Origin of the sequence: Janibacter limosus NBRC 16128 (assembly GCF_001570985.1) — a bacterium.
Lineage (GTDB): Bacteria > Actinomycetota > Actinomycetes > Actinomycetales > Dermatophilaceae > Janibacter > Janibacter limosus.
On record NZ_BCSS01000038.1, the window covers coordinates 13,850 to 33,977 of the forward strand.

The window sequence follows — 20,128 nt, forward strand, 5'->3', positions numbered from 1 at the left end:
GGAGTCACTCCCCCTTCGTCGGCAGGTGGTCGTCCAGCCAGCTGATGACGAGGTCGGTGACCTCGTCGCGGTTGGTCTCGTTGAGCAGCTCGTGGCGAGCGCCCGGGAAGAGCTTGAGGGTGACGTCCTCGACGCCTCCGGCACGGAAGGCGTCGGCCGCGGCGCGCACCCCGGCGCCGTCCTTGCCGCCGACCGGGTCCTGCTCGCCCGAGATCACGAGCAGCGGCAGGTCGCGGGGGACGCGGGCTGCCAGGCCCTGCAGCCGGTTGACCCCGCCGAGCAGATCGGCGAAGAAGCCGGAGGTGAAGACCTCACCGCAGCGCGGGTCCTCGATGTACTTGCGCACCTCGGCCCGGTCACGCGAGAGCCAGGCGAAGTCGCCCTCGTCCTTGAAGGGCTTGTTGTACGAGCCGAAGGTCATGGCATCCATGAGCGTGGACGTGGTGCGGCGGCCGCGGATGCGCGACTCGACGCTCGCCAGTCCCTGGCCGACCTTGCCCAGCAGGCCGGGGTTGGCTGCTGTGCCGCTCAGGACGGCACCGACGAGGTCCTGCCCGTAGCGGGTGATGTAGTCGCGGCCGAGCAGGGAACCCATGGAGTGGCCGAAGAAGAAGAGCGGCAGTCCCGGGTGGGCCTCGGCGATCGCCCGGGTCACGGTGTGCATGTCCTCGACGACCGTGTCCCAGCCGTGGTCGTCGGCGTAGTAGCCGCGGTCCTCCTGCTCGGTCGAGGTCTCGCCGTGGCCCCGGTGGTCGTGCATCCACACGGCGTAGCCGGCATCGGTGAGCGCCTGCGCGAAGCGCTCGTAGCGGCCCGAGTGCTCGGCCATGCCGTGGGCCATCTGCACCACGGCCTTGGCGTCACCGTCCGGCACCCAGGTGCGGACGAAGAGCGGCAGTCCGTCCTGCGGGGAGGTGATGGTCGTCGTGTCGGATCGCATGCCGTCAGAATAGTCGCGAGCACCCTCAGGAGACCTTCAGTTGACGGTGCAATAATTCGCGCGATTCCGCCCCCCGCCTACCCCGAGGGACCCATGAGCAGCAAGAAGAAGATGTCCGCCCGCGATGCCAAGCTCGCCGAGGCCCGCAAGAAGGCCCAGGCCGCCGAGCGCCGCCGCTCCCTCCTCCTGGCCGGCGCCGCAGCCGTGGTGATCGCCCTCATCGGTGGTGCCGTGGGGTACGCCATCTTCAGCGAGCGTGATGACCGCAAGGCCTCCGGGGACCTGTCCGGCGTCCAGACCTTCGACTACGAGGGCGGCAACCACGTCGACGGCAAGGTCGACTACAAGGAGTCGCCGCCGGCCGGTGGCGAGCACAACGCGGTGTGGCTCAACTGCGGCACCTACGACGAGCCGGTGCCCAACGAGCACGCCGTCCACGCCCTCGAGCACGGCGCCGTGTGGATCACCTACCAGCCCGGCCTGGCCAAGGACGACGTCAAGAAGCTCGACGACGCGCTGCCCGACACCTACACGGTGCTCTCCCCCTACGAGGGCGACATGCCCGGCCCGATCGTGCTGACCGCCTGGGGCCACCAGCTGACCGTGGAGTCCGCCGACGACCCGCGGATCAAGGGCTTCATCAAGGAGTACCGCCAGGGCAAGCAGACCCCCGAGCCGGGCGCTGCCTGCACCGGTGGGGTGACCCCCGAGACGAGCCTGGTCAAGTGACCCCCCGGGTCGTCCTCGCCGCGGTCGTCGCGCTCGCGATCGGCCTCGTCGCCGGGCTGGCGCTCAGCCGCGTCGGCGGGGACGACCCCCCGGGTGACGACAGCGTCGCCGCAGGCTTCGCTCGCGACATGCAGACGCACCACGACCAGGCCGTCGAGATGTCGTGGATCATCCACGACCGCACCGACGACACGCTCGTGCGCTCCCTCGCCTACGACATCGCGCGCACCCAGTCCCACCAGTCCGGCCAGATGGCCGGCTGGTTGCAGACCTGGGGCCTGCGTCCGACCGGCCCCGGCGAGCAGATGGACTGGATGCGGGGCCTGGGTCACGATCACGGCGACTCCGGCTCGATGCTGACCGACGACGGGCTCATGCCCGGTATGGCGACCCAGGACGAGATCACCCAGCTCGAGGGGATGCACGGCAAGGAGGCCGAGATCTTCTTCCTCCAGCTGATGATCCGCCACCACAACGCTGGTGTGCCGATGGCCGAGGCCGCTCGTGACTACTCCAAGGACGACGCCGTCGAGACCCTCGCCCAGTCGATCATCAAGAGCCAGACCACCGAGGTCGAGACGATGACCTCGATGCTTGAGGAGCGCGGCGCCAAGCCTCTGCCCGACGACGTTCCCTGAGGAGGTCGCGCCGCGACCGTCTCGAAGGGCACGGACCGGCAGGATGTCCCACATGGACTTCGGCATCGACACGATCAGGGCAGCGGCGCAGCGGCTCGAGGGCAGGATCCGGCGGACCCCCCTCCTCTCCTCGCCCATGCTCGACGAGCTCACGGGCGCAAGGGTCCTCGTCAAGGCCGAGGCGCTGCAGCTGACCGGGTCCTTCAAGATCCGTGGCGCCCTCAACACCCTGCTCTCGCTGAGCGAGCAGGAGCGGGTGGCAGGGGTGCTCGCCTTCTCGACCGGCAACCACGGTCAGGCCGTGGCCGCCTCGGCGCGGATCACCGGCTCGACCGCGACGATCGTCATGCCGCAGGACGCCCCGCGGATCAAGGTCGACGGGTGCCGTTGGTGGGGCGCCGAGGTCGTCTTCTACGACCCGGCGACCCAGGACCGCGAAGAGGTCGGTCGCACCCTCGTCGCCGAGCGTGGCCTGACGCTCGTGCACCCCTACGACGATGTCCGCGTGATGTCCGGCCAGGGGACGGTCGGCCTGGAGATCGTCGACCAGCTGGGCGAAGGGGGGTACTCCCCCGACGCGATCGTCCTCCCGTGCAGCGGTGGTGGGCTCTCCTCGGGAACCATCGAGGCGGTGCGTCACTCGCTCCCGGAGGTCGCCCCCTTCGTCGTGGAGCGCGCCGGGTACCCCAAGATGGCGCGCTCGCTCGCCTCCGGGCAGGTGGAGAAGGTGCCGGCCGTGCCGGTCTTCCTCGACGCCATCGGCTCACCGACGGTCGGCCAGCACACGCTCGCCGCGCTGTCGAGGCACCCGGTCGAGGCGCTGGAGGTCACCGACGACCAGGCCCGGGTCGCGATGCGCGAGGCGGTCCGCACGCTCAAGCTGGTCGTCGAGCCGGGCGGGTCTGCCGCCCTGGCCGCGGTGCTCGCGCACCGGGAGCGCTTCGCCGGGCAGACGGTCGTCGTCGTCGCCAGTGGCGGCAATGTCGACGCGTCCGTCCTCGCCGAGGTGCTCGCCACCCCCGGTCCCTGAGGAGGCCGCCCGCGGCCGTCTCGAAGGGCCGACCCAACTCAGTCCTGAGGCACCGTGGCGACCTGACCGGCCCGCTCCAGGCTCGCCGCGACGAAGCCGCTGCCCTTGAGCTCCTCGACGACAGCGGTGAGCTCGCTCGCGAGCGACTCGGACCGGTCGCGAGGGATCGCCACGGCCTGACGGATCGCCTGGAAGGCCGGCTCGAGCACGGTCAACCCGTGCTGTCGCGCGTATGCGGTCACCGGCTGACGGACCCCGGCGAGGACATCGGCCCCACCCTCGTAGACGTCCTCCGCCTCGTCCCCGCGCAGGATCGTCGCGTGCTCGATCGTGCGGGTGAGATAGAGGTCGTAGGCCGAGCCGCTGCGGACCGCGATCTCGATGCTCTCCCGGTCGACGTCCGCGACGGTGAGGTCGGCGTCGCCCGTCGCGAACACCCCTTCGATCTCGACATAAGGCGCCGTGAAGCGCACGCCCTCCTCGCGGGCCGGCTCGATCGCGAGGAAGCCGAGGTCAGCCCGGCCCTCGACGAGCGCTGCGTACGCGTGGCGTGCAGCGGTGACCGTCGTCAGCTCGAGCGCGACCCCAAGACGCTCCGCAAGCTCACGCGCGATGTCGACGGTGACTCCGGTGGGCGCCTCAGGGGTGCCCTGTGCCAGCACCGGGTTGCCGAGGTTGATGACGGCGCGGAGGGAGCCGGTCGGGCAGAGCTCGCGCAGGGAGTCGGAGGAGGTCATACGGGCATCCGATCACACCGCCCGGATCGGCGCTCAGGCCGCGATCACTCGGACACCTCTGGCGATCCCCCCACGGATCGTGGACAAGAGTCGGCCACCGGTCCGCGTCGCGCCTGACCGCGAAGACGTCCTCGAGCCCGAAGGGGCGCGCCGGAGGGCCATCCCTGGCCTTGGAGTACTGCATTACGTCCGGGGTCCCACGTGAGTATTCTCGAACTGAGCCGCCGCCCTGCTGGGGCGGTTGGAAGTAGGAGCCGAGACCCCCGCCGTACGGCGGGACTCGGCTTTTGCGTTACTCGAGGGTGATGTCGACGCGCTGAACGCGGCGCGCCAGCCGGCGAGCATCGTGCGGGTCGTCCCGGGATAGGTGTGCCGCAATGTCGGGAAGTGGGTCCAGACTCGCGGATCGCTGTAGATCTCGTGCATCTCCGCAAGGTCGTCCCCGCGCGGGATGTCCAGACGGGGGCGGTCGGTGCGCAGGTGGCGGCGGTCGATCATGCGGCGAGCCTGTCAGGAGGCGCCGACAACACTGCGGTCGCTACCCGAGGCGGGCGGCCAGCTCGTCTGCTGTCAGATCCCGGTCGGCGTAGATCAGGCGCACGGCGTCCGGGTTGGGGTTGCCCTCGTCCGGGGCGCGGTACTGCTCGGTCATGCCCAGCTTGGTGGCGACCCGCTCGGACGCGATGTTGTGCTCGAGGAGCCAGGCGATGACCGGCGACTCCGGGTGGACCGCACGGGCTGCTGCGAGCGCCGTGCGCGAGGCCTCGGTGGCCAGACCAGCGCGGCGGGCATCCGGGGCGATGCCGTAGCCGAGGTTCCACCAGCCGCCGGGTCGCAGCCAGCAGCCCGCGTTGCCGAGGAAGGCGCCGTCGTCGAGCGAGCGCACGATCCACGGTCCGAGCCCATCGCTCTCCCACGCGTCCATCCAGCCGGCGAGCATGACGAAGGTCGTGCGCTCATCCGTCTGCAGGTCCTCCGGGGAGTGCGCCCAGGTCCGCGGGTCCGAGTAGATGGCGTGCAGGTCCGACAGGTCGTCGATCGTCGGGATGTCGAGCCGGAGCCGCTCGGTGCGCACGTGCTGCAGGTCGCTCATGTGGAGAGTCCACCACGCGTTGTCGGTCTGCGCGGATACGGTCTGACCGTGGCACTTCACCTCCACCGCGCGCAGCGCACCGACATCCTCGCCGACGAGCTCGGCGAGCTGCTGGCGAGCCCGCTGCCGGACCCCTTCGCGCAGGAGGTCGTCGTGGTGCCCGAGCAGGGCATCGAGCGCTGGCTGGCCCAGCGGCTCTCCCACCGCCTCGGTACGGGCGAAGGGGGTCAGGACGGGGTGTGCGCCGGCGTCACCTTCCTGCGGCCGCGCTCCCTCGTCACGATGCTCACCGGTCGCGATGACGACGACCCGTGGCTGCCGCAACACCTCGTCTGGCCGCTCCTGGAGGTCATCGACGCCTCGCTGGGGCAGCCGTGGTGCGTTGCCCTGAGCCGGCACCTCGGTCACGGCACGGAGCCTGGCGATCTCTTCGACGTGCGGGCCGGGCGGCGCTACTCCGTCGCGCTGCGACTGGCGCGGCTCTTCCACCGCTACGGCCAGAGCCGACCGACGATGCTCACCGACTGGCGTGAGGGCCGCGACACCGACGGGACCGGCTCCGCGCTCGATGCCGACCTCGCGTGGCAGGCCGAGCTGTGGCGGCGCCTCGTCATGGCTGTCGACGCTCCCCCACCGGACGTGCGGCATGCCGAGACCGTGGCCGCCCTTCGAGACGGCGCTGGCGCGCCTCCTCAGGGAACGAGGGAGGCAGTGGGTGGCCAAAGGAGTGACGGCCTCGATCTGCCCGAGAGGTTGTCGCTCTTCGGCCACACCCGGCTGGCCGTCACCGAGGTCGAGCTGCTCGACGCACTCGCCCTCTCCCGCGATGTCCACCTGTGGCTGCCGCAGCCGTCGACGGACCTGTGGGAGCGGTTGGCCCCCGTCGCCTCCGAGGGAGTCGTCGCTCGGGTCGAGGACTCGACGAGCGAGCTCGTGCGCCACCCGCTGCTCGCCTCGCTCGGTCGGGACTCGCGCGAGCTGGCGCGGGTGCTGGGGGCGGCTGGGCTTCGAGGCTCCTCCGTCGCACCTCAGCCCCCGCTGGTCGAGGAGGGAGGAGCGCCAGCGACGACCCTCGACACCGCCCCGGGCTTCGAGGCTCCTCCGTCGCACCTCAGCCAGCGTTCGGTGCTCGGGTGGCTGCAGGCGGACCTGCGCGACGACCACGTGCCCGACGAGGCAGAGCGCCTGGCCCGGACGGTGCCGCAGGACGACCGGTCGATCCAGGTCCATGCCTGCCACGGTCCCGCCCGGCAGGTCGAGGTGCTGCGCGAGGTGCTCGTCGGGCTTCTCGAGGACGACCCGACGCTCGAGCCCCGCGATGTCCTGATCATGTGCCCCGATGTCGAGACCTATGCGCCGCTCATCGGAGCGGCCTTCGGCCTCGGCGATCACGGCACCGACGCCGAGGGCGTCGACACCCACCCCGCGCACCGGCTGCGGGTGCGGCTGGCCGACCGGTCACTCCGGGCGACCAACCCGCTGCTCGCCGTCGCCGACCGCTTCGTGGGGCTGGCCGGGGGGCGACTCACCGCGAGCGAGGTGCTCGACCTGGCAGCCAGCGAGCCAGTGCGGCGGCGATTCCGCCTGGATGACGACGACCTCGCGACGATGACCCGGTGGGTCGGCGACTCGGGCATCCGGTGGGGGTACGACCAGGCGGGGCGGGCCCCCTTCGCCCTGGACGTGGAGCCGCAGGGCACCTGGCGCTTCGGCCTCGACCGGCTGCTGCTCGGCGTCACCGTCTCCGCGGACGGGCCGCTGCAGGTCGGCGGAGTCATGCCGCTGGACGACGTCGGCAGCGGGTCCGTCGATCTCGTGGGCCGGGTCAGCGAGCTGCTCGCGCGCATCGGCGACGGCCTCGACCGGCTCGGGCGGGCCGGCACGGCGACCGAGTGGATGGACGGCCTCACCGAGACCGTCCTGGCCCTGACCGACGTCCCGACCCGCGAGCGCTGGCAGGTCGGCGACCTGCAGCGCACCCTCTCCTCCGCCGCGCGCCACGCGAGCGAGGGGGTGTCGCTGCGCCTGGCCGACGTGCGTGTCCTCCTGGCCGACCAGCTCGCGGGACGACCGAGCCGCGCGAGCTTCCGCACCGGAGGGCTGACCGTCTGCACGATGACACCGATGCGCTCCGTGCCCCACCGCGTCGTCTGCCTGCTCGGCATGGACGACGACACCTTCCCCCGGCAGCAGAGCATCGACGGCGATGACGTCCTCGCCCGCCGCCCGCTGACCGGCGAGCGCGATGCCCGCAGCGAGGACCGCCAGCTCCTGCTCGACGCCGTCCTCGCCGCCCGCGAGCGCCTCGTCATCGCCTACACCGGCGCCGACGAGCACAGTGGTGAGCCCTGCCCACCCGCCGTCCCCCTCGGGGAGCTCGTGGATGCCGCCCGGGAGACGACCTCGGCGCCCGTCGAGGTCGTGCAGCACCCGCTGCAGCCCTTCGACGCGCGCAACCTCACCACTGACGGGGTCGGTGGCGAGCGCGCCTTCAGCTTCGACCGATCGGCCCTGCTCGCCGCCCGCGCCAGCGCGGGTCCACGCACCGAGCCCGGCCAGCTGCTCACATCAGCCCTGCCGGCACGGACGATCGAGGACATCTCGCTCGCGGACCTGATCTCCTTCTACGACAACCCGGCTCGAGGGTTCCTCCGTGACCGGTTGCAGGTCGGGGTCTCCCGCGAGGCCGAAGAGGTCAGCGACCGGCTACCGATCGACCTCGACGGCTTGCAAAAATGGACCGTCGGCGACCGCGCCCTGCGCGCTCGCATGGCCGGCCACGACCCGCACTCGATCTATCAGGCCGAGCTGCTCCGCGGCGAGCTGCCACCCGCCGGCCTCGGCGAGGCGACCCTCGAGGAGATCGGCCGCGCCGTCGAGCTGCTCATGGGCCAGCTCGCCCTCGGACCACCCGAGGACCCCCGCTCCGTCGACGTCGAGGTCACGCTGCCAGGCGACCTGCGACTGACCGGGACCGTCGACGGGGTGCGCGGGCTGCACGTCGTCGACGCGACCTACTCCCGCCTGGGCCCCAAGCAGCTCATGGCCTCGTGGATCCGGCTGCTCGCCCTCACCGCTGCCGGCACCGACGACGAGGGCTGGCAGGCATCGGCCCTCGGCAAGGGATCGCGCGGCAAGGTCGCCCGCACCAGCTTCGGCCTCCTGCCGCGGGCCGCTGCCCGCTCCCACCTGGCTGCCCTCATCGACATCTACTCCCTCGGACAGACCGCGCCCCTGCCACTGCCGGTCAAGACCGCCCACGCGTGGATGCAGGTCGTTCACCGCAACCCCACCCACCGACGAGCCGCGACCCAGAAGGCGGTCGGCGAGTGGGAGCTGACGATGCTCAAGAACGGCGGGAGCATCCCCGGCGAGCGCGACGATGCGTGGTGGCAGCTCGTCCACGGGAACGCAGCCCCCTTCGAGGTGCTGCTCGAGAGTCCGGCCGGCCCGGGGAGCGACCTGGCCACCCTGGCACCGAAGATCTGGGCCCCGGCCCTCGACAACGTCGGGAGCACCGCATGAGCGCCGGTTTCAGCACGGCCGAGCTGACCCCCTTCGACATCACGGCGGACCTGCCCACCGGCACCGTCCTGCTCGAGGCGAGCGCGGGCACGGGCAAGACGTGGACCATCGGCGCCCTCGTCGCCCGGCACATCGCCGAGGGCGTCGTCCGGCTCGAGGACATGCTCGTCATCACCTTCGGTCGGGCCGCCTCCCGCGAGATGCGCGAGCGGGTCCGCGAGCACCTGCGCCACGTCCACCGGCACATCGCCGACCCGAGCCTGCCGACCGCTGACCCCGTCGTCGCCCTCCTGCGCGAGGGCACCGACGAGCAGGTCACCGAGCGCGCCCGGCGACTGCGCGACGCGCTCACCCACTTCGACGCCGCGACCATCGCGACGACCCACCAGTTCTGCCAGCTCGTGCTGCGCGGGCTCGGAGTCGCCGGTGACTCCGACCCGCACTCCCGGCTCGTCGACGACCTGTCCGACCTGCGCGACGAGGTCGTCGACGACCTCTATGTGCGCGGTTTCGCCCAGGGCGGGCCCCCGGCGTTTTCCCGGCAGCGCGCCGGGGAGATCGCTCGCGCCGTGACCGAGAACCCACACGCACAGCTCGACCCCAGCGCCCTCGAGGGCGGGACCTCGGACGCGCGCAGCCTGCGCTTCGCCCACCTGGTGCGCGCCGAGCTCGACCGCCGCAAGCGCCGTCAGGGAGTCCTCGGCTACGACGACCTCCTCTCCCACCTGGCCGCCGCCCTCGAGGACGAGGACTCACCCGCTCGCGAGCGGATGCGCCAGCGCTGGCAGGTCGTGCTCGTCGACGAGTTCCAGGACACCGACCCCGTGCAGTGGCAGATCCTCGACCGTGCCTTCAGCGGCCACAGCACCCTCGTGCTCATCGGTGACCCCAAGCAGGCGATCTACGGCTTCCGCGGTGGCGACGTCGACACCTATCTGACCGCCTCGGAGTCCGCGACGACCAAGCACACGCTCGGGGTCAACCACCGCTCCGACGGACCCCTCGTGCGCTCTCTCGGGGTCCTGCTCGGCGGGGCGCAGCTCGGGGACCCAGAGATCGTCGTGCGCCCGGTGAGCGCCGCCCATCAGGACTCACGCCTCGGGGTCGCCGACGGCATCGCGCCCGACGGGCTGCTCGCCCCGGTGCGGCTGCGAGCCCTGCCCAGCGAGCGCGTCCTGCCTCCCGGCGAGCGCTCCGTGTCGATCGGCACCGTGCGTCCGCTCGTCGCCGCCGACTGCGCTGCTGAGATCACCCGGCTGCTCACGGGGCGCACGACCTTCGACGGCCGGCTCCTGCGCGCCGGCGACATCGCCGTCCTCGCCCACACCCGCCGGCAGCTCGACGAGGTGCGTTCGGCCCTGACCGCCGTCGGGCTGCGCTCGGTCATCGTCTCCAGCGACAGCATCTACGACTCCCCCGCCGCGACCGCATGGCTCACCCTGCTCGAGGCGATGGAGCTGACCCACCGACCCGAGCGGGTGCGGGCGGCGGCGCTCACCCCCTTCGTCGGACTCAGTGCCCGCGAGCTCGACGACCGCGGCGACGACGTCACCGAGGAGGTCGCCCACCGGCTGCGCACCTGGGCCGCCCTGCTCGGACGGCGAGGCGTCGCAGCGGTCCTCGCCGCCGCGACCGCCGACGGGATGGACGCCCGCGTCCTCTCCCGCACCGACGGTGAGCGCCTCCTGACCGATCTGCGGCACATCGGCGAGACCCTCCATCAGCGGGTGGTCACCGAGAGCGAAGGCCTGGCCTCGCTCACCGCGTGGCTGCGCGAACGCATGGGCGCCACCCGCAAGGAAGAGCGCGCCCGACGACTCGACAGCGACGCCGACGCGGTCCATCTCGCGACGATCCACGCGAGCAAGGGGCTGCAGTACCCGATCGTCATGCTGCCCTTCGTCTGCGACCGGTGGCTGCCGCGCCCTGACGTGCTGCACTTCCACCGCGCCGACCGCACCCGCTGCCTCGACATCGGGATCAGCTCCGACGAGGGCCGGCAGGACCGTCTCGACCGCGCCGCAGCCGAGGAGAGCGGCGAGTCCTTGCGGCTGCTCTATGTCGCGATGACCCGCGCGCAGAGCCAGGTCGTCACGTGGTGGTTCCCCTCGGCCAAGAACACCGGCCCCTCCTCGCTGCACCGCGTCCTCCTCGGCCGCTCGCAGGGACAGGGACCGGTGCCCCGCACCCACCCCGTCCCCGGCGACGCGACCCTCCAGGACCAGCTGACGCAGTGGGAGCAGCGCGGCGCCCTGCGCGTCGAGTACGTCGACCAGCCCTCGCCCGTGGCGATGGCCCGACCCGAGACGACCACCGACCTGTCGGTGCGGAGCTTCACCCGCACCGTCGACGACGACTGGCGACGCACCTCCTACACCGCCCTCACCCGCCCCCTGGACGATGTCGCCCGCCCCACCGCTGAGGACCTCGTCTCCAGCGAGCCGGAAGTCACCGACCGTCAGGACGAAGGGGGAACCTCTCTCGCCGTCGTCGGCGACTCCTTCGCCCCCTCTGGAGGGGGCGAAGGGCCCACTCCCGCGAAGGAGAGCGACGGGCACATCCCCTCGCCGATGGCCGACCTGCCGGTGGGTGCCGGGTTCGGCTCCCTCGTCCACGCCGTCCTCGAGGAGGCCGACGCCCAGTCGCCGGACCTGCTCGCCGAGCTGAGGGCCCACGTCGAGGAGCAGATCATCTCCTGGCCGGTGCCCGACCTCGATCGCGATGGTCTGGCCGAGGCGCTCGTCGAGGTGATCCGCACCCCGCTGGGACCGCTGGCACCGGACACGACACTGGCCGACATCGGAGCCCGAGATCGACTGTGCGAGATGGAGTTCGAGCTGCCACTGGGCGGCGGCGACGCTGCACCGGGACCGCCGGTCGACCCAGCCGTCCTCGGCGACCTGGCCGACCTCATGCGCGAGCACCTGCCCGCGGACGACCCGGTGCTGCCCTTCGCCGATGTCCTCGACAACCCGCTCCTCGGTGAGCAGTCGCTGCGCGGCTACCTCACCGGCTCGGTCGACATCGTGCTGCGCGTGGGCCAGCGACACCTCGTCGTCGACTACAAGACCAACTGGCTCGGGCCGGTCGACGCCCCGCTGACCACGCAGCACTACGACCCCGCGGCACTGCGCGAGGCGATGAACCACTCCTCCTACCCGCTCCAGGCGATCCTCTACGGGGTCGTGCTCCACCGTTTCCTGCGCTGGCGCCAGCCCGGGTACGACCCGGCGGTGCACTTCGGTGGGGTCCTCTACCTGTACCTGCGCGGCATGGCCGGACCCGACACCCCGACCGTCGACGGGCACCCGACCGGCGTCTTTTCCTGGCAGCCACCGATCGCGCTCATCGAGGGCGTGTCCGACCTGCTCGACGGCCACCGGCCCGCCAGGTCCGGACCGTCACCCACCACTTCCGAGGAGCAGCGATGACCGACGTCCTCGACCGCTACGACCGGCGGCGGGCGCGCACCGCGACCGGTGAGCTGGCCGACCTCAACGCCTCGGGCGCGATCGAGGCTGCCGATGTCCACGTCGCCGCTCGTCTCGCGAAGCTCGTCGACGAGAGCGACCCGCTCGTGAGGGTCACTCTGGCACTCACGGTCCGCGCGGCACGGGAGGGCTCGACGAGCCTGGACCCCGAGCACGCACGCGAGCTGCTGGCCGAGGCCGGTCGAGACGGGGCCGACGAGGATGGGTCCGGGACGGTCCCTCCCTTCGAGCTGCCACCCACCGACGCGTGGCTCGACCGGGTGCGCGCGAGCGCCCTCGGCGAGGCAGGCGTGCTGATCGTCGAGCACGAGCTCGTCTACCTCGACCGGTTCCACCGCGAAGAGGTCCAGGTGGCCGAGGACCTGGGTCGGCGGGCCGCGGGGCCGCAGCCGAGCGTCGACGAGCAGATGCTCGACGCGGGACTCGAGCGCGTGTTCCCCGGGGCGTCCTGGACCGAGCAGCAGGCAGCCGTGCGCGCAGCCGCCGGACAGCTGACCACCGTCCTCGCGGGTGGCCCGGGCACCGGCAAGACCTCGACCGTCGCCGGTCTGCTCACCCTGCTGCTGGAGCAGGCCGAGCTGAGCGGTCACCGGCCACGCATCGCCCTCGCTGCACCGACGGGCAAGGCCGCGGCCCGTCTGCGCGAGTCGGTCCTCGGCTCCCTCGCGGACCTTCCGGCGCAGGACCGCGACCGGCTCGGCAGCGACATCGAGGCCGTCACGATCCACCGCCTGCTGGGCTGGCGTCCTGACAGCGGCAACCGGTTCCGCCGGGACCGGCGCAACCCTCTCCCGCACGACATCGTCATCATCGACGAGGCGTCGATGCTCTCCCTGACCCTCACGGCGCGCCTCCTCGAGGCCCTGCGCCCCACGACCCGGCTGCTGCTCGTCGGTGATCCCGACCAGCTGGCCTCGGTCGAGGCCGGCGCAGTCCTCGCCGACCTCGTCGCGGGCTACGGCGAGACCGGACCGGTGGTCCGCCTGAGCACCTCGCACCGTTTCGGCCAAGAGATCGGCGAGCTGGCCGAGGCCGTCCGGGCCGGCCACGCGGATCGCGTCATCGAGCTGCTCGACGCCGCCACACCGGACGGACCGGTCGAACACCTGCCGGTGGACGACGTCCTCGGCGCCGACGAGGCCCTGCGTCCCCGACTGCTGGAGCATGCCCAGCGGTTGCGCGAGCTCGCACTCCGCGGCCGCCACGCCGATGCCTTGCAGGCCCTCGGCGAGCACCGCCTGCTGTGCGCGCACCGCGAGGGCCCGTGGGGGGTCGGCCCGTGGAACGACCGCGTCGAGCGGTGGCTCGGCGAGGCCACCGACTACGCCGGGCGCCAGGTCCTCGGGCGTCCCCTGCTCGTCACGACCAATGACCGCGGCCTCGGGCTCTACAACGGCGACACCGGCGTCATGTCGCTGCGCGAGGACGGCCGGGTCGTCGGGGTCTTCGGCGAGCCGTCAGCACCACAGGTGCACGCCGCGTCCACCCTCGGTGAGGTCGACACCGCCCATGCGATGACGATCCACAAGAGCCAAGGCAGCCAAGCCCGGGCGATCACCGTGCTGCTGCCCGACGCCGACTCCCGGCTGCTGACCCGTGAGCTGCTCTACACGGCGATCACGCGCGCCCAGAGGTCCATCACGCTCGTGGGGTCGCACGAGGCGATCCGGGCGGCCGTCACCCGGCGCACCCAGCGCGCCACGGGATTGCGCCACCGGGTCACCCGATAGTCCGGATCGCCGGATCACCGGATCACCGGATCACCGTCGGGCTACTGGGGCGCGTCACCCGGCTCGGCGTAGATCAGCCGCAGGTCCTCGAGGACGACGGGCATGTCCGGGGCGAAGCCGCGGTCGTGGCTGGCGTGCTCGCTGAAGAAGGCCTCGTGCACCTGCCGCCAGTAGGCCAGCGAACGGTCGCCCTCCCCTTCGGCGCTGGCATGCTCCTCATCCACCTGGTCGAAGGGGAGCGTGCGCACCCGGCTGGTCACGACGAGGGCCCGCGGGGCGCCTCTCCCATCGGTCACGATCCCGAGGGTGCCCTCGCTCGGGAGCTCCTCGGCCTCGGCCTCGTAGTCCCACAACGCTGATGAGGTCGAGGTCTTGGTCCCGTCGATCACGAGCGCGAGCAGCTCGTCCGCCTGCTCCGGGGTGGCCCCGAAGGCCCAGGCCGGTGGGCGCAGGAGCGCCAGGGGGTTCTCGCCCATGTACGAATTCACCGTCGCGAGCTCTGCATGCCGCTGCGCGCGCTGCCAGAAGGCCTCGATGTCATCCATCAGCCCATCATGCCCCCGGACACGCCTCGAGGACGTGGCCGCGGGCCATGTCCTCGAGGTGTGCCGGTCCGGGATCAGAACTTCCGGCACTGGCCTTCCTTGTTGCCCTTGACCTTGTTGCGCGCGCCCTTGGGGGCAGGGGTGTTGCTCTTGCACTGGAGGTTGCCGTCGACGCGGTTGTCGTAGATGTTCTTGACCCCGCGCTTGTTGGAGAAGATCTGGATGTCACCGTCAACGGTGTTGCGACGGATATGGGTGCCGGCACCCTTCTCGGCCTGGATGTTGCCGTCGACGATGCTGTGGCTGACGGACAGCGAACGGTGACCCTGCGTCTGGATGTTGCCATCGACATTGACGCGAGAGGCCTTGAGGGTGGCCCCGGAGCGGACCTTGACATCGCCCTTGACCCGGGTGCCCTTGAGGGTGCACGTCGCCCCCTTCGGGACATTGACGTTGTCGACGGTGATCTTGCCGATCGTGCCGCGGCAGGTGCGGTCGGCAGCCGACGCGCCGGGAGCGGTGGCGACCGTGCCGGTGAGGAGCAGGCCGGCGGCCGCGAGGGTGGGGAGAAGACGCTTCATGGTGGCGTGCCTTTCACATCCGGGTCCGCCCCAGCGGCTGACCTCGATGTGGAAGAACCTAGGAGCCGTCGATGAGGCCGGCATGAGCCCGCGATGAGGATCCACTCATGATGCGTTCACCTCCGATCCACCGTGGCACGCTGACCACATGACGACGCCAGCCCGCATCTCACGCAGCGCCTCCATGACGAAGGGGGAGCCCCCCACCTGGTCCGCGCCCGCCGGGGAGATCGTCGGCCGCCGCGACGGTGACGTCCTGCGCGCCGGCGGGATCCGCTACGCGAGGGCCGCGCGTTTCGCCCCACCCGTGGCCGAGGCACCGGTGGATCGCATCGACGCAACCCGCATGTCACCGGCCTGCCCGCAGCCGCGGGTCGAGTTCCTCGAGGAGGTCCTCGGGCTCACCCCGGGCGAGCTCCCCTTCGACGAGGACTGTCTGCGGCTGTCCGTGACCGTGCCGGCCGACAGCACTGCTGACGAGTCGCTGCCGGTCATGGTGATGATCCACGGCGGCTCCTATGTCTCCGGCGCCGGCGACCTCGAGATCTACGACCCTGGTGCGCTCGTGACGGAGCAGCGGGTGGTCGTCGTGCGCGTGACCTACCGCCTCGGCCTGCTCGGCTACCTCGGCGACGGCTCGACCCGCCCCGCCAACCTCGGGCTCCTCGACCAGATCGCGGCGCTGCGGTGGGTCCGCACCAACATCGGGGCCTTCGGCGGCGACCCGGACGAGATCACCCTCTTCGGTCAGTCCGCGGGCGGCGACGCCATCGCGCACCTGATGATCGCGGAGGGCACCGAGGGCCTCTTTCGTCGAGCGATCATCCAGAGCCCGCCGATCGGTGTCATGCCCGGACGGTCCGCGATGACTGACGCGATGATGCACCTCGCGCAGTCCCTCACCGACGAGACCGACATCGAGGACGTGCTCGCCGCGCAGCCGTCGGTCGAGCCCTCGGTCGCCCGCCACGGGATGTCCGCGGGGATGCCCTTCGGCGTGCAGTACGGCCATCACCCACTGCCGGCCGAGGAGGACCTCGACGCGGCATGGAGCGAGGCCGCCGAGCGGGTCGACGTCCTCATCGGGTCCACCGACCGCGAGGCCTCGCTCTTCATCGCCAAGGCCCTCGGCGGTCGTGCGCTGGGCCCTTGGGCGGCCCCCTTCGTCCGGCGGGTCGGGCACGCACTGACCGAGCGGATCTACGGTCGCGGCGTCCTCGCCTTCGCCGAGCGACACCACGCCGCGGGTGGACGGGGGCAGCGATATCTCATCACCTGGGGTGTCCCCGGCAACCCCTACGCGGGTGCGCACACCATCGAGCTGCCGCTGCTGCAGGGCGAGCTCGCGACGTGGCGGGACGCCGCCCTGCTCGCCGGCGTGGACCCCGATGACTTCGAGCGCTCCGGACGGCGGCTGCGCCAGATCTTCGCCGACTTCGCCCGCACGGGGGACGTCGGGGTCATCAGCGAGCCGGGGCTCATCGAGGTCCGTGAGCTTCCGGTCGACTGACCGGCGGCCGACCTCCGGACACAGGACACCCCCTTCGTCCGGGGAGGAAGTCCGGGCGAAGGGGGCGTCCCCGCAGAGGTGGCTTCGAGAGTCCGGTGGGACTCAGGAGCCGTAGACCGAGCGGATCCCCTCACGGTCTGCGGAAGTCATGCTCAGGTTGTCGCTCGAGCCGTTGCACTGCGGGTAGTGCATGATCGACGCCGAGTCGTAGGGGGTCAGCGGGCGCCAGTTGTTGTCCTCGAAGCAGGTTCCGGCCTCGGGTCGGGTGTGCTCGTGGCGGAAGCCGAGGGTGTGGCCGAGCTCGTGGGCCAGGATGTTGCTCGGGGTCCACGAGCCGGCGTTGAAGAGCTGGTTGGTGCTGACGAGGACGTTGCGGCTGCGCTTGGCGGTGCTGGGGAAGAAGGCCCGCGCGATGTAGCTCGTCGTGTTCGTCGGCTCGACGGAGAAGACGACGTTGTTGTTGCGGGTGGTGCACTTGCCGTCCTGGGCCGCGACGTACGTGAAGTTCACGCCGGAGCTGGCTGCCTCCCACTGGCCGGCTCCGCTGGCCATGGCGTCACGCACCGCGGCGTGGTTGGTGCCGAACTTGGTGCTCACGCAGTAGGTGAGGTTCTTGGCCTGGCTCGCGGTCCAGACGTCGTCCTTGCCGTAGACCGTGTTGACGACGAGCTGGCTCTCGTGACCGGGGTTGACCAGTCCTTGGTAGAACTCCTGCAGCTGCTTCTCGCCCGACACGGGGATGTCGCCGTTGACGATGTACTGGCGGTCGGCGTCCTGGAGGGTCTGCGCCTTGAAGTCCTGGTACGTCGGCTCCTCCGTCACACCGGCGTGGACGACGCTGGCGGCGCCCAAGGAGACGGTGGCGGCCAGGGCCAGGACGGTTGCTGCACGCTTCATGCGATTCATCCTTCGTCAGATCCCGACGCGCGGTCGCGCTGTCGGGTCTTCGGAATCTATGACCGTCGGAGCGCGCACTCCACCAGACTTCGGTCATTTTTTGGATGGGTTTGGTCAAGTCGTCCAGAGCATCCCGGTTGGCGTCGAACCCGGGCCCGGGCAACAGGATGCCCCCTCGCGACGGGGAGGAAATCCGTCGCGAGGGGGCATCCCCTCAGGGGTGGTTCCGAGCCGGGGGAAGACTCGGGAACCAGTGACCGGGTGGACCCCCTCGCGGTCCGCTCGGTCAGGTCTCGTGCACGATGACGACGCTACGCGCGCACCGCGTCACGACTCCATCCCCGGGGCGTCAAGGTTGCGGCAGGAGACGTGCGGACTTCGTCAGGACGAAGGGGGTCAGCCCGCCTCGCACAGCGACGCGAGGATCTCGAGAGTGCGAACGCGCTCGTCGAGGCCCGGCGCCGGGTTGGTGAGGATGAGCTCGTCCGCGTCGGCGAGCGCCGCGAAGTCGGTCAGTCCCGCGGCGACCTGCCCGGGGTCGCCGACGATCGTGTGGGTGAGCATGTGCCGGGCCTGGGCACCGACGGTGGTGTCCATGAGCGCGGTGATCATGTCGTCGTCGAGGGTCCCGCTGCCGACCCGTCCGGCGAGCATCCGCACGCGCGCACGCAGCACCTTGTCGGCGGCCGCGGTGGCCGTCGCGGAGTCGTCGGCGGCGACGACATTGGCCGCGGCGATGACGTAGGGGCTGCTCAGCTGCTCGCTGGGGGTGAAGCGCTCGCGGTAGACCCGCACGGCCTGCTGGAGCGCGTCGGGTGCGAAGTGGCTCGCGAAGGCATACGGCAACCCGTAGGCCGCGGCCAGCTGGGCACCGAAGAGGGAGGAACCCAGGATGTAGAGCGGGACCCGGGTCTCGCGGCCGGGGTAGGCGTGGATCCCGTCGATGAGGGTCTCGCCGGAGAGATAGCCCTGGAGCTCACGCACGTCCTGGGGGAAGGACTCCGCAGCCCGCGGGTCGGTCCGCAGCGCGCGCATCGTCGCGCCATCGGTGCCGGGTGCACGACCGAGGCCGAGGTCGATGCGGTCGGGGTGCAGCTCGGCGAGGGTGCCGAACTGCTCGGCGATGACGAGCGGGGAGTGGTTGGGCAGCATGACCCCGCCGGAGCCGACGCGGATGCGCTCGGTGCACGCGGCCACGTGGGCGATGAGCACGGAGGTCGCGGCGGACGCGATGCGCGACATGTTGTGGTGCTCGGCGAACCACAGCCGCTCGAAGGTGCCGAGCTCGTCGGCCCGCTGGGCGAGCGTGACGGTCTCGGCGAGCGCCTCGCTGATCGGCTGGTCGCGGCCCACGGTGGCCAGGTCGAGGAGAGAGAGTTTGGGGAGCACGTCCTGCACAACCTCAAAGGCCGTCGCCGGTATTCCACAACCACACGGAGGCGAAGGGGGGATGTCGGGTCCTGCGCCTAATCTCCTGCTCATGGACATCGCAGAAGCGCGACTCATGGCCCGGGCGCTCATGGACGAGCACGGGCTGGAGGACTGGCGGCTCGTCTTCGACCGCGCCAAGAAGCGCGCGGGTGTCTGCCGCACCTCAGAGCGCACGATCGGCCTGAGCGGGCCGCTCACGGGGCTCCACTCGCCGGAGCAGGTCCGCGACACCGTCCTGCACGAGATCGCCCACGCCCTCGTCGGTCCCCGCCACGGCCACGGGCCGCGGTGGCAGGCGATGGCCCGACGGGTCGGGGCCTCGCCGGAGCGCTGCCTGCCACAGGATGCCCCGAGCGTGCCCGGCGCCTGGGTGGGCACCTGCCCCGTCGGGCACACCATCGACCGGCACCGTCGACCCTCCCAGGTCACGTCGTGCCGCGAGTGCAGTCGGGCCTTCAGCGCCCAGGCCCTCTTCACGTGGACGCACCACGGCGTCCCCGCCCAGATGACTCCTGCCTACCAACGCCAGCTCGCCGCGCTGCTCTTCACCGCGGACCGTGAGGGGGCCGGCGACCTCGTCTCGGTCGGCGACCGCGTCCGGGTCCTCACCCCGGGTCGCTACGAGGGCTTCGTCGGGGTCGTCATCAAACGTGGCCGCACCCGGTTCCACGTGCGCGGCCCAGGATCACTGCTCACCGTCCCCTTCGACCACGTGGAGGCAGCCTGAGGGGCCCCGCGTGCTGGACTTGGGGCCAAGTCGTGGTTGGCTGGAGGGGTGAACGTGCGCGAGATCCTGCCCCCCGGCCTCGACCTGCCCGCTGACGGCACGGTCACGATGTTTTCCACCACGTGGTGCGGCTACTGCCGTCGGCTGAAGTCACAGCTCGACCGCGAGGGCATCGGGTACACCGAGATCAACATCGAGACCACGCCCGGCACCGCCGAGCTCGTCGAGACGATCAACGGCGGCAACCAGACGGTCCCGACACTGCTCTACCCCGACGGCTCCTCCGCGACCAACCCTTCGGTGGCCGACGTCAAGAAGGCGCTGGGCTGACGTGGCGCGCCTGTCCCCCTCCACCCGCACCGCCGTGGGCACGACCCTCGCGGGGACCGCGCTCTCGGCGCTGTCGACCGCGCCACACCAGCTGACGCACCTCTTCCGCGGCCGCTTCCCGGCGGTCGCCGTCACCGGCATGACCGGTGTCGGCAAGACCCGCCTGGCCGACCGGCTCGCCCGCCGCACCTCGG

At 71.5% G+C, this 20,128-nt stretch carries 16 protein-coding genes and 1 pseudogene; 10 read left to right on the top strand and 7 right to left on the bottom strand.

Annotated features, from left to right (window positions below; all coding sequences use genetic code 11):
* Nucleotides 1-4 precede the first annotated feature (4 nt).
* Entirely contained in the window at nucleotides 5-940 is a 936-nt protein-coding gene (locus JLI01S_RS13115) for an alpha/beta hydrolase (RefSeq protein ID WP_068265349.1), read from the bottom strand.
* A 93-nt stretch (nucleotides 941-1,033) separates the two neighbouring features.
* Here JLI01S_RS13115 and JLI01S_RS13120 point away from each other — a divergent pair, with 93 nt between their 5' ends.
* Genes JLI01S_RS13120 through JLI01S_RS13130 form a run of 3 tightly spaced genes read left to right on the top strand, consistent with a single transcriptional unit; the run spans nucleotide 1,034 to nucleotide 3,337 of the window.
* The gene (locus JLI01S_RS13120) at nucleotides 1,034-1,669 is read left to right on the top strand and encodes a thioredoxin-like domain-containing protein (protein WP_068265351.1); all 636 of its coding nucleotides are present in this window, start codon (nucleotides 1,034-1,036) and stop codon (nucleotides 1,667-1,669) included.
* Nucleotides 1,666-2,307, top strand: coding sequence for a DUF305 domain-containing protein (locus JLI01S_RS13125; RefSeq protein ID WP_068265353.1), 642 nt, complete (start codon nucleotides 1,666-1,668; stop codon nucleotides 2,305-2,307). Before JLI01S_RS13120 ends, JLI01S_RS13125 begins: the two co-directional genes overlap by 4 nt.
* A gap of 52 nt (nucleotides 2,308-2,359) precedes the next feature.
* Nucleotides 2,360-3,337: a threonine ammonia-lyase gene (locus JLI01S_RS13130; protein ID WP_068265355.1), complete on the top strand. Its 978-nt coding sequence runs from the start codon at nucleotides 2,360-2,362 to the stop codon at nucleotides 3,335-3,337.
* Nucleotides 3,338-3,375: 38 nt separating this feature from the next.
* Here the strand turns inward: JLI01S_RS13130 and JLI01S_RS13135 are convergent, their stop codons facing one another.
* Both JLI01S_RS13135 and JLI01S_RS13140 read right to left on the bottom strand, forming a co-directional pair.
* On the bottom strand, nucleotides 3,376-4,074 hold the full coding sequence (locus JLI01S_RS13135; protein ID WP_068265357.1) for a transporter substrate-binding domain-containing protein: 699 nt from the start codon (nucleotides 4,072-4,074) through the stop codon (nucleotides 3,376-3,378).
* Between the two features lie 538 nt (nucleotides 4,075-4,612).
* Complete coding sequence (locus JLI01S_RS13140) at nucleotides 4,613-5,167, bottom strand: GNAT family N-acetyltransferase (RefSeq protein WP_068265358.1); 555 nt, start codon at nucleotides 5,165-5,167, stop codon at nucleotides 4,613-4,615.
* Nucleotides 5,168-5,215: 48 nt separating this feature from the next.
* Here JLI01S_RS13140 and recC point away from each other — a divergent pair, with 48 nt between their 5' ends.
* Genes recC through recD form a run of 3 tightly spaced genes read left to right on the top strand, consistent with a single transcriptional unit; the run spans nucleotide 5,216 to nucleotide 13,913 of the window.
* On the top strand, nucleotides 5,216-8,692 hold the full coding sequence (gene recC, locus JLI01S_RS13145) for an exodeoxyribonuclease V subunit gamma (protein ID WP_068265379.1): 3,477 nt from the start codon (nucleotides 5,216-5,218) through the stop codon (nucleotides 8,690-8,692).
* Nucleotides 8,689-12,123, top strand: a complete 3,435-nt coding sequence (locus tag JLI01S_RS13150; protein WP_068265360.1) for a UvrD-helicase domain-containing protein — start codon at nucleotides 8,689-8,691, stop codon at nucleotides 12,121-12,123. Before recC ends, JLI01S_RS13150 begins: the two co-directional genes overlap by 4 nt.
* The gene (gene recD, locus JLI01S_RS13155) at nucleotides 12,120-13,913 is read left to right on the top strand and encodes an exodeoxyribonuclease V subunit alpha (protein WP_068265363.1); all 1,794 of its coding nucleotides are present in this window, start codon (nucleotides 12,120-12,122) and stop codon (nucleotides 13,911-13,913) included. Before JLI01S_RS13150 ends, recD begins: the two co-directional genes overlap by 4 nt.
* Nucleotides 13,914-13,954: 41 nt before the next feature.
* On the opposite strand, the gene JLI01S_RS13160 is transcribed toward recD, so the two are convergent.
* Both JLI01S_RS13160 and JLI01S_RS13165 read right to left on the bottom strand, forming a co-directional pair.
* Nucleotides 13,955-14,458: an ASCH domain-containing protein gene (locus JLI01S_RS13160; RefSeq protein ID WP_068265365.1), complete on the bottom strand. Its 504-nt coding sequence runs from the start codon at nucleotides 14,456-14,458 to the stop codon at nucleotides 13,955-13,957.
* 74 nt (nucleotides 14,459-14,532) lie between these two features.
* Nucleotides 14,533-15,039: a hypothetical protein gene (locus JLI01S_RS13165; protein ID WP_068265367.1), complete on the bottom strand. Its 507-nt coding sequence runs from the start codon at nucleotides 15,037-15,039 to the stop codon at nucleotides 14,533-14,535.
* 148 nt (nucleotides 15,040-15,187) lie between these two features.
* Here JLI01S_RS13165 and JLI01S_RS13170 point away from each other — a divergent pair, with 148 nt between their 5' ends.
* A complete protein-coding gene (locus JLI01S_RS13170) occupies nucleotides 15,188-16,549 on the top strand; it encodes a carboxylesterase family protein (RefSeq protein WP_245634622.1) in 1,362 nt (453 codons plus the stop codon).
* A gap of 102 nt (nucleotides 16,550-16,651) precedes the next feature.
* Here JLI01S_RS13170 and JLI01S_RS13175 read toward each other — a convergent pair whose 3' ends face one another.
* Both JLI01S_RS13175 and JLI01S_RS13180 read right to left on the bottom strand, forming a co-directional pair.
* Nucleotides 16,652-17,446, bottom strand: coding sequence for a M57 family metalloprotease (locus JLI01S_RS13175; RefSeq protein ID WP_245634623.1), 795 nt, complete (start codon nucleotides 17,444-17,446; stop codon nucleotides 16,652-16,654).
* Nucleotides 17,447-17,842: 396 nt separating this feature from the next.
* The gene (locus JLI01S_RS13180; protein WP_068265381.1) at nucleotides 17,843-18,835 is read right to left on the bottom strand and encodes an LLM class flavin-dependent oxidoreductase; all 993 of its coding nucleotides are present in this window, start codon (nucleotides 18,833-18,835) and stop codon (nucleotides 17,843-17,845) included.
* A 91-nt stretch (nucleotides 18,836-18,926) separates the two neighbouring features.
* Here JLI01S_RS13180 and JLI01S_RS13185 point away from each other — a divergent pair, with 91 nt between their 5' ends.
* From JLI01S_RS13185 to JLI01S_RS13195, 3 genes and pseudogenes are all read left to right on the top strand, one after another.
* The gene (locus tag JLI01S_RS13185) at nucleotides 18,927-19,604 is read left to right on the top strand and encodes a SprT-like domain-containing protein (protein ID WP_068265375.1); all 678 of its coding nucleotides are present in this window, start codon (nucleotides 18,927-18,929) and stop codon (nucleotides 19,602-19,604) included.
* A gap of 108 nt (nucleotides 19,605-19,712) precedes the next feature.
* Nucleotides 19,713-19,934, top strand: coding sequence for a mycoredoxin (locus JLI01S_RS13190; protein WP_068265383.1), 222 nt, complete (start codon nucleotides 19,713-19,715; stop codon nucleotides 19,932-19,934).
* Nucleotide 19,935: 1 nt separating this feature from the next.
* Nucleotides 19,936-20,128, top strand: a pseudogene (locus JLI01S_RS13195) (hypothetical protein); the annotation flags it as partial.

Excerpts from the sequence above, each read along its gene's own strand:
- JLI01S_RS13115 (WP_068265349.1), bottom strand. The coding sequence starts at position 940 with ATGCGATCCGACACGACGACCATCACCTCCCCGCAGGACGGACTGCCG.
- JLI01S_RS13120 (WP_068265351.1), top strand. The coding sequence starts at position 1,034 with ATGAGCAGCAAGAAGAAGATGTCCGCCCGCGATGCCAAGCTCGCCGAG.
- JLI01S_RS13130 (WP_068265355.1), top strand. The coding sequence starts at position 2,360 with ATGGACTTCGGCATCGACACGATCAGGGCAGCGGCGCAGCGGCTCGAG.
- JLI01S_RS13135 (WP_068265357.1), bottom strand. The coding sequence starts at position 4,074 with ATGACCTCCTCCGACTCCCTGCGCGAGCTCTGCCCGACCGGCTCCCTC.
- JLI01S_RS13140 (WP_068265358.1), bottom strand. The coding sequence starts at position 5,167 with ATGAGCGACCTGCAGCACGTGCGCACCGAGCGGCTCCGGCTCGACATC.
- JLI01S_RS13150 (WP_068265360.1), top strand. The coding sequence starts at position 8,689 with ATGAGCGCCGGTTTCAGCACGGCCGAGCTGACCCCCTTCGACATCACG.
- recD (WP_068265363.1), top strand. The coding sequence starts at position 12,120 with ATGACCGACGTCCTCGACCGCTACGACCGGCGGCGGGCGCGCACCGCG.
- JLI01S_RS13160 (WP_068265365.1), bottom strand. The coding sequence starts at position 14,458 with ATGGATGACATCGAGGCCTTCTGGCAGCGCGCGCAGCGGCATGCAGAG.
- JLI01S_RS13165 (WP_068265367.1), bottom strand. The coding sequence starts at position 15,039 with ATGAAGCGTCTTCTCCCCACCCTCGCGGCCGCCGGCCTGCTCCTCACC.
- JLI01S_RS13170 (WP_245634622.1), top strand. The coding sequence starts at position 15,188 with ATGACGACGCCAGCCCGCATCTCACGCAGCGCCTCCATGACGAAGGGG.
- JLI01S_RS13175 (WP_245634623.1), bottom strand. The coding sequence starts at position 17,446 with ATGAAGCGTGCAGCAACCGTCCTGGCCCTGGCCGCCACCGTCTCCTTG.
- JLI01S_RS13185 (WP_068265375.1), top strand. The coding sequence starts at position 18,927 with ATGGACATCGCAGAAGCGCGACTCATGGCCCGGGCGCTCATGGACGAG.
- JLI01S_RS13190 (WP_068265383.1), top strand. The coding sequence starts at position 19,713 with ATGTTTTCCACCACGTGGTGCGGCTACTGCCGTCGGCTGAAGTCACAG.